Consider the following 13704-nt stretch of genomic DNA (forward strand, 5'->3'; position numbering starts at 1 on the left):
TCTTACAAAAAAACTCATGCCCAAGCATGTCTAGCACGTACTAACCAATCTGTTGCTGTGGGAACAGGTCAAAGTTGCTGAACAAATGAACTATCTACCATCAGAGCAAGCTTACACCCACGAGGGGGCATGAGATTTAGTTCAAATGTTCTGCAATTGTGACATGCTCCCGATTTAACCCAAGTGTCTTGCAGGTTACAGCAGTAAACGTTAGGGGTAAACAGGGAAAGGGAAGAGTAAGGAGGATAGCAGGAGAGTAGAAGTAAAGTAGGCAAAAGGGAAGAGATGGAAAAAGTGAATTGTACTTGACTTGGGGGAAGCTAGAGAAGCAAATGTTAGATCTAATTAACCGCTATGCTCATGGATTTGTGGCTATACCAGTTATTTGGGCATGTAGAGAACGAGGAATATTTGAGTTACTGGCTCAGAAACAGTCACTGTATTTAGAGGAGATAGTAGAGCATTTCCAGGCAAATAGCGGGCATCTGCAGGTAGCCCTTAGACTTCTACAGTCACTAAAAATCCTAGAAAAAAATGATGTGGGGGCTTACTCGTTTGGGGATAGAGGTCAAATTCATAAAAAAATACCTAACGATATGGTCAGCCTCTATAAATTCCCCTTTGATTTGTATTTGAAAGGAGAACATAAAAAGGGAATAGGAAGCTGGATTGAGCGTTCGGAACGACGATGGTATATTAATGATGCCAGGTTAAGTGATTTGATAGATGGAGTATTAGTTGTTCCTATACTGTTAGCCTTGAAAAAAGAGAAGTTAATTGCGGGTAAGTCTGGTTCGCTGTTTTCGGATTTGAAGGATTCGGTAAAGCAAGAATTGACGACTCTGTTTGTTAATTTAGGATGGGCGATCGCGGAAAAGGAAGGTATAAATTTAACGAACGTCGGTCGTTTCATGTCACAGAGGTCTATGAACTTAGGGGTAACAGCATCCTATACTCCGATGTTGTTACAGATAGACGATCTGCTATTTGGGAATCCTCATAAGGTGTTTCAGAGAGATGATGGGGGACATGAAATACATGTCGATAGAACGTTAAACGTAGTGGGTAGTGGTTTTCAACACGAGAAATTTTTTGCGGATACAGAAGAAATTATTATATCTATATTTAATCAACGACCTTTTGAAGAGCAACCTAGCTATGTAGTTGACATGGGTTGCGGCGATGGAACGCTTCTCAAGCGAATTTACAATGTAATTATAGGGAAATCTGCTCGTGGGGAAGTATTAACAAAGTATCCAGTTTATATCGTGGGAGTAGATTACAATCAGGAATCATTGAATGTAACAGATAAAAATTTAGCTGAGATTCCTCATCGGGTTATTCAAGGAGATATTGGAAATCCCGAACGATTATTAGCAGACTTGAAGGCAGAGGGGATAGATCCAGAAAAGGTTTTACATGTCCGCTCATTTTTAGATCACGATCGCCCATTTATTCCTCCGACAGACACGGAAACGGCGGGATCGCGTTCCCGGTTGGATTATCAAGTTGTGGATGTAGACGAAGAGGGAAAACTGATAGCTCCTCACATTGCCGTACAAAGTTTAGTGGAGCATTTAGGAAGATGGTCGAACATTGTGACCAGACATGGATTATTGCTGTTAGAAGTTCACAGTTTAACTGCTTCAGTGGTACAAAAATTCCTAGATGAAAGCGAATCTCTACATTTCGATGCGTGTCAAGCTTTTTCAAAACAACATTTGGTAGAAGCAGATGTTTTTCTAATGGCAGCGGCTGAGGTAGGTCTATTTCCGAAAGCAAAATATTTGAGAAGATATCCAAAGATTTTACCATTTACCCGTATTTCCTTAAACTGCTTTGAGAAAAGAGCCTATAAAATTAGACATCCCTATGCTGAAGATATTGCAGCATTGGTAAATATTGAGAAAAAATGCTGGCCGGAGCATTTGCAATTGTCGGTTGGCGAAATTCAGCAACGACTAGAAGAGGGATATAGTAACCATCTGGTCCTGGAAATAGACAGAGAAGTTGTCGGTGTAATTTACACCCAAAGAATAAAAAGCGTTGAAAGCTTAAAATCTGCAAATTTCAAAACTTTGCCAGAACTACACGTAAAGGATGGTCCAGTGCTTCAACTTCTGAGCTTGAATGTAAATCCAGAAAGGCAAGGCTTGGGGTTGGGGGATATGCTACGTCAATTCACCCTTCAATGGGCAGAGTTAAAGGAGGGGATTGAGTGCGTAGCAGGCGTGACTCGTTGCAAGGACTATGCAAATCATTCTCATATTTCAATCAGGGAATATATTGAAAAACGCAATGAAAGAGGTCAAATATTCGATCCAATACCTCGGTTCCATATAGAAGGTGGCGCAACAGTAGTTAGTATTGTCCCTAACTACCGCCCAGAGGATGTGGACAATCAAGGGTTTGGGGTACTGATCAAATACGAACTACAGGAGAAGCTAGAAGCTCCAAAGGCGGAGTGGACGGCAGTTGAGTCTCTGGATAAGCTTGACGATACCGAAAAGCTTGGGGATGTCAGGGTTTTAATAGAGCGCTCTATTAAAACTGTGTTGGGGAAAAAACGGATGGAGGCTTTCTCATATAAGCGACCCCTCAGGGAGATGGGTCTCGACTCTTTGGATTTACTAGAGATAAAAAGTCTACTGGAGAAGAAGTTAGAAACTTCGTTGGATTCGACATTTTTCTTCGACTACGGCACGCCAGCAGCGATCGCGGGTTACTTCAACCAGTTAGGACGTGAGATTTCGTTGCCAGATGAAGTATTAACACCGACAAGACCTCGTGGAAGAGACGGGAAGGAAGAGGCGATTGGCCAAAAAGTCAAGACTGGGAGGAAATCGGAGAGGAAAAGCGGTGCTATTCTTCCAGAGGACGGTGTGGCAATAATTGGCATGGCTTGTAGGTTGCCTGGAGGGGTAAATAGTCCCGAGGATTATTGGCAGCTACTTCGGTTGGGCAAGGACGGGATATCGGAAGTGCCTCAAAGTCGGTGGGATGTTAACAGTTACTTTGACCCCGAACCGCAAAAACCAGGCAAAATGGTAAGTCGGTTTGGAGGTTTTATAGACCGGGTGGACTCTTTTGATGCGGGTTTCTTTCATATAGCACCGCGAGAAGCAACCTATACAGACCCACAACACCGTTGCTTGCTTGAGGAAAGTTGGCATGCGCTAGAGTATGCGGGAATAGCTCCCGAATCTCTGGTCGGTAAGCGAGTGGGGGTGTTTGTGGGAATAATGTCCCATGACTACGAACTGCTCTTTGTCAAGCAAACTCAACCTGCTGATTTTGGGGCATACTTTAGTACTGGCAACTCGGCATCGGTGGCAGCGGGTCGTATAGCTTATTTCTACGGACTGCAAGGAACGACTATGTCGGTGGATACGGCTTGCTCGTCTTCGTTAGTAGCGGTTCATCTGGCTTGTCAAAATCTGCTGCATAATGAGTGTCACCTGGCTTTGGCAGGGGGTGTTAATCTGCTGCTTTCTCCGGAATTGAGCATAACTTACTCCCAAGCCAGCATGCTTTCTCAAGATGGTCGTTGCAAAACTTTTGATGCTTCCGCAGATGGCTATGTCCGCAGTGAGGGCTGTGGGGTAGTGGTTCTCAAGCGCTTAAAACAAGCAATAAAAGATGGGGACAATATCTTAGCAATAGTGCGGGGTTCGGCTGTCAACCAGGATGGGGCAAGTAATGGTTTGACGGCACCTAACAGACAGGCTCAGGAAAGTCTGATCAAAAGGGCTTTGTCTGAAGCGCGGGTTTCACCCCACGAAGTGAGCTATGTCGAAGCTCATGGTACGGGAACTTCTTTAGGCGACCCGATCGAGGTCAAAGCTTTAGAAGGGGTTTTCGGCCAAGGGCGATCGCAAAATAACCCCCTAATGATTGGCTCGGTGAAGACGAATATCGGGCATGCAGAGGCAGCCGCAGGTATGGCTGGATTGATAAAAGTGGTTTTGTCACTCCAACACCAGCAGATACCCCCGCACTTGCACTTTAACAAGCTCAATCCCCATATCACGGGAGATGGGTTGCCTTTGGCGATACCTACTTCTCTCTTGGACTGGAAACAGATTGATCGAGAAAAGCCCCGCTTGGCAGGAGTCAGTTCCTTTGGATTTAGCGGCACTAATGCGCATGCGATCGTCCAAGAAGCACCAGTGTTAGCACCGAAGCAGGAGGCCAGACCCGATCGCCCTTGGCATATACTCACAGTTTCGGCAAAGGAAGAAACAGTCCTGGGAGAGTTGGCGGGCAAATATGCAACCTTCTTAGAGGAAAACCCGGAACTGGCTTTGTCGGACATTTGCTTTACCGCAAATACAGGTCGATCGCACCTAAAGCATCGCCTGGCTGTAGTGGGAGAATCATCGGCGGAAGTGATGGAACAGTTGCAGGACTTGCACTCGGAGACAGGGGCGATCGTAGGTCAAGCAGAGGAACGGGTTCCAAAAGTGGCGTTTCTGTTTACGGGACAGGGGTCCCAGTATGTTGGCATGGGACGGGAACTGTACGAAACAGCACCGGTATTCCGTCAGGAACTCGATCGCTGCGAGGTACTGTTGCGAGGCGAGTTGGAATGCCCGCTGCTGGAAGTATTAACCGATGATAGTCAGGATGAGTCGGTACTGCATCAAACTGCTTACACCCAACCAGCTTTGTTTGCCATTGAGTATGCCTTGGCTAAGTTATGGGAATCCTGGGGCATAAAACCGGATGTGGTGATGGGTCACAGTGTGGGAGAATATGTGGCAGCTTGTGTGGCAGGGGTTTTCAGTCTCGAAGATGGTCTGAAATTAATTGCGGCACGGGGCAGGTTGATGCAGCAGTTGCCTGGTGGAGGCGCGATGGTTTCCCTGATGGCTTCTGAGTCCAAGGTACGAGAGGCGATCGCGCCCTACGTAGAGCGAGTAGCGATCGCAGCCATCAACGGACCGAAAAGCATAGTAATTTCTGGGGAGTTGGAAGCAGTAAACCAGATCCTCAGTACCCTAGAATCACAAGGAATCAAAAGCAAACAACTACAGGTGTCCCACGCTTTCCATTCCCCGATGATGGAACCAATGCTGGGTGAGTTTGAAGCCGCAGCTAAAGCAGTAACCTATAGCAAGCCTCAGATAAAACTGATATCTAATGTCAGCGGACGTCAAGTGGAAGATGAAATCACGGAAGCTGCATATTGGACCGGTCATGTTCGACAACCAGTACGGTTTGCTGACAGTATGCAAACTTTGCTGGAGCAAGGATATGAGTTATTCCTAGAAATAGGACCCAAACCCATTCTGTTGGGGATGGGGCGTCAGTGCTTGGGGGAAGATAAGGCAGTATGGTTGCCAACGCTGCGTCCCCCAAAAACAGAATGGCAGCAGATACTTGAAAGTTTGGGACAGCTATATGTGCAGGGATCCCAAATAGATTGGTTTGGGTTTGACACAGAGTACGGGCGTCGGAAAGTCGTAGTTCCTACTTATCCGTTCCAGAGGGAAAGTTATTGGATAGAAAATTTAAATAAATCCCATAAAAAACGGTATGTGTCGAAAAAAAGCCACCCTCTGTTAGGTGAAAGATTAAATTGTGCAGGGGAACAACAAATTTTTGAATCGTACATCGAGGAAAACTATCCAAGCTACCTGAGCCACCACAGAGTATTCAATAAAGCCCTATTTCCGACAACAGCCTACTTGGAAATGGCAGCGTCAGCAGCTCATTACCGATTTAAGACTCCCAGGGTCGTGGTAGAAGATCTAGTAATTGGACGTGGATTGAGTTGGTCTCAAGGGGAACAGTTTTCAGTTCAGACAATACTGACACCATTAGATCAAGAAACATACAAATGGCAAATATTCAGTCAGAAGTCAAGTGCAAGCAAAGAAGGGGAAGTATGGCACCTCCACGGAACAGGGAAAATAAAACCCCTGCCGCCAGAGACAAGCAAAGCGAAAGTAGACATAGAAAAGTACTTGGCTGATTGTAACCAAGCCATAGAAGTAAAACAACATTATCAAAAATGTCGGGAAATAGGGCTTAACTACGGCAGCAGTTTCCAAGGCATTAAAAGTTTGAGTGCTGGCCCAAACCAAGTGCTAGCGCAGATAAAATTACCCGAAGAGCTAGAAGGAGAAGCAAGACAGTATCAGTTTCATCCGGCACTGTTAGATGCAGCGTTGCAGATAACCTATCACCTACTGCCTGAGACAAACAATGACAAAACTTACTTGCCAATAGGGATAGACAAGTTAGAAATACATACTCGTTCGGGAGTAGAGCTGTGGGCGATCGCGTCCCTAACGGAGTCTGAGGTCAAAAGTGCAGAAAGTATCAGCACGCAAGTGACCCTGGTCAGTCAAGAGGGAGAGATAGTTGCGAAAGTAGAAGGGTTGCGAGTAAAACAGGCAACCCCTCAAACGCTACTGGGAACAGAAGCGAAATCTATTGATGACTGTTTGTACGAAGTAGAATGGAGAGCAAAAGGGCGTTTGGGTAGACTGCTCCCAACCTCGGATATGCTGGAACCGGTAGAAATAGAGGAGCAGTTGAGTCAGAGTCTGACAGAATTAGTAGCAACAGTAGACCAGAAAAGATCCTCCCAAAGCGCTGCTAGTTTAGAAGAATTAAGTGTAGAGTACATAGTGCAAGCATTGCTGGAGCTGGACTGGCCGTACTCGGTAGGCGATTGCTTTTCTACAGAGGCAGTTAGCCAAAGGTTAGGTATAGTTCCCAGCCAAAGACGACTATTCAAGCGAATGCTAGAAATAATGGCTTCTGAGGGAATAGTGCAGTATTCCCAGCAGGAGTGGCAAATGCAACAGACCTTAGACCCAGTCCAGCCGGGAGAAAAAATTGAGACTCTAATCAGTCAATATCCGGATGCAGTAGCAGAATTGACTCTACTGAATCGTTGTGCATCTCAACTAAGTGAGGTTTTGCGGGGAACGCAAGATCCAGTGCAGCTGGTATTCCCATCAGGAGATTTTACTACAGCAACACAACTGTATCAAGATACCCCCATAGCTAAAGTGATGAACGCGATCGTGCAGCAGGTGATCGTCAAGTCAATAGAGAAGATCCCGCAACAACGAGGGATAAGGTTGTTAGAAATAGGAGCGGGAACGGGAGGGACGACAAGCTATATATTGCCCCATCTAAATCCAAATCAAACAGAATATCTGTTTACGGATATAGGGAAATTATTTACAAGTAAGGCTCAAGAGAAATTCAAGGAATATCGATTCCTGCGCTATGCAGCATTAGATATTGAGGAGGATCCGACAACTCAAGGATTTGACGCTCATCAATACGACGTGATTATTGCAGCCAATGTTCTTCATGCAACCAGGAGTATGAAGCAGACATTAACAAACGTGCGGAAAATGCTGGCACCAGGGGGCATGTTGGTATTACTGGAAATAACAAGTTGTCAACGATGGCTGGATTTAGTATTCGGATTATTGGAAGGATGGTGGAGATTCCAAGATAGTGAATTGCGACCGGACTATCCGCTGTTGAGTAGAACTACATGGAAGCAATTACTTGGTGAAATGGGTTTTACTCAAGTAGTCACCATGCCGGAAATAGAGGGAATGCCGGAAATATTGTCTCAACAAACGGTGATAGTGGCTCAAGGGTCGAAAACCAGGTTTTCACAAACAGCATCAGAACGCAAAGGTTGGTTGCTGCTAGCAGATAAACAAGGGATAGCCCAAAAGTTAGCAAAGCAACTGCGAGCAGTAGGAGACTCTTGTACGTTAGTATTTGCAGATGAGCAATACAAACAAATAACAGCAGAAGAATTTACCATTAACCCCAATAACCCAGAAGATATAGAGCAAGCCATTGCTCAGATAACCGACAAAAACCCGTTCCTCTATGGAGTGGTTCAATGTTGGACAGCGGAAACGGGAATGGCAGAAAATATGAATGCTGAGGAATTGGCTAATTTATCCTTACTGGGGTGCGGCACCACCTTGTTTTTGGTTCAAGCATTGGTAAAAAGGAAATGGGTCCAAACACCACGGTTGTGGTTAACGACGTCAGGCTCTCAAACACTATCGGGAGATCGAGGGATAATCCCAGGAGTGAGCCAATCTTCAGTCTGGGGAATGGGGAAAGCGATCGGCTTGGAACACCCAGATTTACACTGCACGCTGATAGATTTAGACCCAAACCAGACAGTAGAGCATCAAGCAGATGTACTGTTCCATGAAATTTGGTCAGAGGATATAGAAAACCAGGTGGCATTACGAGGAGACAAACGTTACGTACCTCGGTTAGTTGCAAGTCATCATCGTCAAGCAGCAGCACGACAACTGAAAATTCCATCAGAACCTTTCAGACTGGTAATGTCAGAGAGGGGAAGTTTAGACAACTTAACTTTAGAGCCATTAACCAGGCGTGCTCCAGCAGCAGGGGAAGTAGAAATTAAAGTTAAGGTCACGGGGCTAAATTTCCGAGACGTGCTGATAGCTTTGAATATATATCCGGGAACTCCGATAATGGGCGGAGATTGTGCAGGGGAAATAGTAGCTGTGGGAGCAGGGGTAAAAGAGTTTAAGGTGGGAGACGCGGTGATGGCAATGGCTCTGGGAAGCTTTAGTCAATACATCACCGTTAAGGCGAGCTTAGTCGCCCTCAAACCAGAAAAAATCAGCTTTGCAGAAGCGGCATCGATTCCGGTTAATTTTTTAACAGCATATTATGCTTTGCATCATTTAGCTAAGATTTCAGCAGGTGATCGGGTTTTGATCCATGCCGCTGCAGGAGGAACTGGGATGGCTGCAGTGCAAATTGCCCAGAATGCAGGAGCGGAAGTATTTGCCACTGCTAGTCCACCCAAGTGGGAAACCCTACGACAAATGGGTGTCAAACATGTCATGAACTCTCGCACAGTAGAGTTTGCGGACAAAATAATAGAAAGCACTCAAGGAAAAGGAGTAAACATCGTACTAAACTCTTTGACATCAGGGGAATTTATTAGCAAAAGCCTCTCAGTATTAAGTTCCCAAGGTCGGTTTGTGGAACTGGCGGTTCGAGATATTTGGGAAGCAGAGCAAATGACACGGAATAAGTCAGACATTTCATACTTTCCAGTGGATCTCACCCAAATAGCTCGGGAACAACCAGAGTTAATCCAATCAATGTTCCAGCAGTTAATAGAAAAGTTCGAGCGAAGTTGGCTAAAACCACCACCATTAAAGTTATTCCCCATAGAGTCTGCCCTCGAAGCATTCCGTTACATGCAACAAGCCAAACATATTGGCAAGATTGTGGTAACTCAAACAGAACAACCAGGGGTAGACACCAAGGAAAAGCCTTTAACTTTCCGTGGAGATGCAAGCTACTTGATTACAGGAGGTATGGGCGGTTTAGGTTTACTGGTTTCCCGTTGGATGGTGTCCAAGGGAGCCAAGCATTTAGTATTGGTAGGACGCAGGACACCGGATGCTGCTGCGAGGAAGAAAATAACTGAGTTAGAAAAAGCAGGAGCATCGGTGGTAGTAGAAAAAGCAGACGTGTCAGATTTAGAATCTATGACAAGAGTGCTCTACAATATAGAGCAGTCAAAGATTCCTTTAGCAGGGGTGATCCATGCGCCAGGGATTTTATCAGATGGAGTTCTTCAAAACCAGACTTGGCAGAGTTTTGCTAAGGTGATGGCTCCGAAAGTGCAAGGGAGTTGGCATTTGCATAAATTGACCCAACACCAACCATTGGACTTTTTTGTACTATTTTCTTCTACAGCATCTCTTTTAGGTTCAACCGGTCAAGGAAATCATTCGGCAGCGAATTCGTTTCTAGATGGTTTAGCCCATTATCGTCGTAGTATGGGGTTACCGGGGTTGAGTATACATTGGGGTACGATTTCTCAAATAGGAAAAGCAGCAGAACGCGGTGCAGATATAAGTTTTCAGCAGCAAGGTATCCAACCAATCGCGCCACAACGGGTTCTAGAGTCACTAGAGTTACTAATGAGTGGTGCCAGTGTGGAAGTAGCGGTAGTGCAGATGGACTGGTCTGCTTGGCAAGACCGAATGGCACAATGGCCGTTTTTGGCAGATTGGAAACAAACAGCTATGACAACTGCCGAGACCGTGAAATTAGGGTTGATACAGCAGTTGAAAGAGGTGGTTTCCAGCCAACGAAGAGAGATGTTAGTAGAGCTTGTGCGCAGTCAAGTAGGCCGAGTGCTAGGAATAAAGCATCCAGAATCAATTTCATTAGAAAAAGGCTTTTTTAGTATGGGAATGGATTCATTGACATCGGTAGAGTTGAGGAATAGGTTGCAAACAAGTTTGGAATGTGGTCTGCCATCAACGCTATCTTTCGACTATCCGACAGTTAATAAGCTAGTAGATTATTTGCTTAAGCATGTACTGGTTGAAAGAGATCTGGGATTAGATGATGGCGAAGTCTCAGAGGAGGACAAGGGAGATTTGGTTATAAAATTGGAACAGACTGCTAAAAAATTGGCAGAACAATTAGGTGCAGATTGGGAGGATATGACATGAGCAATAACCAGGAACAAGGCTACGCCAAGCTAATGGAAATGGCCTCTAAGAAGATTGCTAAGTTAGAAGCCGAACTAGAGGCAGTAAAAGGTAGGGACAAAGCAGAACCGATCGCGATTGTTGGGATAGGTTGTCGCTTCCCCGGAGGTGCATCGACTCCAAAGAAATTCTGGGAACTATTGGAAAACGGAGTAGATGCCATCACTGAAGTGCCAAAAGACAGATGGAATGTTGACGATCTGTACGACCCGGATCCGACAACTCCTGGCAAAATATGTACTCGTTATGGAGGGTTTATCGATGGCGTGCAGGAGTTTGATGCTGATTTTTTTAGCCTGACTCCTAAGGAAACGATAAGTCTAGACCCTCAACAAAGAATATTATTAGAAGTAACTTGGGAAGCTATAGAAAATTATGGGAAAAATCCCGAAGAATTGAAGGGGAGCAAAGCGGGCGTATTTATTGGTATATGTAGTAATGAATACATGCAACGTGTAGTCAGTCAAGGTAAGGAAAAAATTGATGCCTATATGGGTACCGGGAATATCAACAGCGCAGCAGCTGGGCGAATTTCCTATACTTTAGACCTGGTTGGACCTTGTTTTGCCGTAAATACAGCTTGTTCATCTTCTTTGGTAGCCATTCATTTAGCCTGCGCTAGTTTGAGAAATAAAGAGTGCAATCTAGCATTGGCTGGGGGAGTGAATCAATTGGTTTCTCCAGAGTTGAGTATTAACTTTTCTAAGGCTCAGATGCTATCGCCAGATGGTCGGTCCAAGACTTTTGATGCTTCTGCCAATGGGTTCGTCCGTGGTGAAGGATGCGGGATGATTGTACTCAAACGTTTGTCAGAAGCAGTAGCTGATGATGATAATATCCTGGCGGTTATTCGCGGAACAGCTATTAATCAAGATGGTTATAGCAGTGGTTTGACGGTACCTAAAGGTCCTTCTCAGCAAGCAGTTATTCGTCAAGCTTTGGAAAATGGGGGAGTAGACCCGGGAAATGTCAGTTATATCGAAGCTCATGGTACAGGAACTTCCTTGGGAGACCCCATTGAAATAGGAGCGATCGGAACCGTATTTGAAAAAAACCACTCTCAAGAACGACCTTTGCTCGTCGGTGCAGTTAAGACGAACATTGGTCACTTGGAGGGGGCTGCAGGCGTAGCAGGTTTGATTAAAGTAGTCCTGCAATTACAACATCAAAAAATAGCGCCTTTACTGCATCTGAAAAAGCTGAATCCTTATATTAATTGGTCAGAATTACCAGTAAAAGTACCGATCCAGATCATGCCTTGGCAAACGAATGGAACTCGCATTGCCGGTGTTAGTTCCTTTGGTTTTAGCGGCACAAATGCTCATGTAGTCTTGGAAGAAGCACCGCTACTCGAAAGGCAAAAGTCAAAAGGCAAAAGTAGCGAAGACATAACAGAACGCTCTTTCCATCTATTAACGCTGTCGGGGAAAAAGTCAACAGCACTTCGGGAGTTAGTCCTTCGTTATCAAAAATATCTAGCAGAACGAAGCAATGCTGAGAAAGAAGAGTTGGATAACATTTGCTATACAGCGAACGCAGGACGCGCCCATTTCAACCACAGACTAGCAGTCATAGCCTCTAACGAACGAGAATTAGCGGCCAAACTGGGAGAGTACCAAAAGGGACAGGAAGTAGCGGGAATATCGTCGGGGGAATTTTCCGGCGAGGCAGCACCAAAAATAGCCTTTTTATTCACCGGTCAAGGTGCTCAATATGTCAACATGGGCAGGCAATTGTACGAGACGCAGCCGTTATTTAAAAAGACTGTAGACCAGTGTGCCGAAAAGCTTTCATCCTACATGGACAGACCAATATTGGAAGTTCTCTACGGATCGGAAACAGACGAGTCGGTTTTGGAACAGACGGCTTACACTCAACCAGCTCTATTTGTTATAGAATACGCTCTATGCAAACTATGGCAATCTTGGGGTATCGAACCGGATGCAGTCATGGGTCACAGCGTGGGTGAATATGTAGCTGCAACTGTGGCGGGAATTTGGAGTTTGGATGATGGTCTCAAACTCATTGCAACCAGGGGACGGTTGATGCAACAGTTGCCCCCAGGTGGCGTGATGGTTGCAGTCATGGCGTCAGAGTCCCAGGTGCGAGAAGCGATCGCATTTTGTAGTAAGCACTTTAGTGCTTCTGTTAGTGCTTCTGTTGGTAGTAAACACTTTAGTGTTTCAATCGCAGCGATCAACGGACCCCAAAGTGTGGTAATATCTGGGGAGGCAGAGAAAGTAAAGTATTTACTACAAACATTAGAAGCTGGAGGAATCCAAACAAAGCAACTGCAAGTATCCCACGCTTTTCATTCACCGTTAATGGAACCCATGTTGGCCGAGTTTGAAGCAGTGGCGAAGCAAATAACCTACAGTCAAGGGCGGATCCCAATAATATCTAACGTCACGGGAGGTAAAGCAGACAATAGCATTGCTACGAGTAAATATTGGGTAAATCACGTGCGCCAACCAGTCAGGTTTTCGCAAAGTATGGAAGCTTTGAGGCAAATGGATCTATTCCTGGAAATAGGACCCAAACCAATATTATTGGGTATGGGAAGGCGATGTTTGCCGGAAGGTGTAGGAGTGTGGTTGCCTTCATTGCGTCCGGGTATGGATGAATGGCAGCAGATGCTATCGAGTCTCGGTGAACTATACGTGCGAGGGGTGAAGGTTGATTGGTTTGGTTTTGACAAAGACTATCTAGGGCGGCGCAAAGTCTCTCTCCCCACCTATCCTTTCCAGCGACAACGCTACTGGGTAGATGAGACTCGCTTTGATAGACCACATCTGCTAGAGGAATCTAATAACGAATCTTCAGAAATAGAAATAGAGCAAATCATCACCCAACAGGAAGAATATAATAACGGATGTTCAGAAACAGAAATAGAGGAAATTATCATCCAGGATGAATATGATGATAACGGATGTCCAGAAACAGAAATAAAAAAAATTATCACCCAACAGATAGAGATTATGTATCAACATCTAGATTTATTGCACGCAGAATAAAGCCATTATTTGGGTTGGGAACTACAACCTATCTCAAAGGAAAAATTTTGCTCAACGAGTATCAGGTAATTTCATAAGCACCTAAACAAAATTAATTTCCTACTACCAATCTCTGTAACCCTTACATCGTAAGGCTT

2 protein-coding genes are annotated in these 13704 nt (G+C 45.1%); both read left to right on the forward strand.

Annotation, left to right across the window (positions count from 1 at the left end):
- Positions 1-332: 332 nt before the first annotated feature.
- Positions 333-10514: a type I polyketide synthase gene (locus tag F6J94_RS05670; protein ID WP_293037897.1), complete on the forward strand. Its 10182-nt coding sequence runs from the start codon at positions 333-335 to the stop codon at positions 10512-10514.
- A complete protein-coding gene (locus F6J94_RS05675; RefSeq protein ID WP_293017304.1) occupies positions 10511-13567 on the forward strand; it encodes a type I polyketide synthase in 3057 nt (1018 codons plus the stop codon). The genes F6J94_RS05670 and F6J94_RS05675 overlap by 4 nt, the downstream gene beginning before the upstream one ends.
- Positions 13568-13704: the final 137 nt, after the last annotated feature.

The organism is Moorena sp. SIO1F2 (assembly GCF_010672755.1).
In the GTDB taxonomy this organism is placed as follows: domain Bacteria; phylum Cyanobacteriota; class Cyanobacteriia; order Cyanobacteriales; family Coleofasciculaceae; genus Moorena.

Coding starts and splice junctions, on each gene's coding strand:
- F6J94_RS05675 (WP_293017304.1), top strand. CDS start 10,511: ATGAGCAATAACCAGGAACAAGGCTACGCCAAGCTAATGGAAATGGCC.
- F6J94_RS05670 (WP_293037897.1), top strand. CDS start 333: ATGTTAGATCTAATTAACCGCTATGCTCATGGATTTGTGGCTATACCA.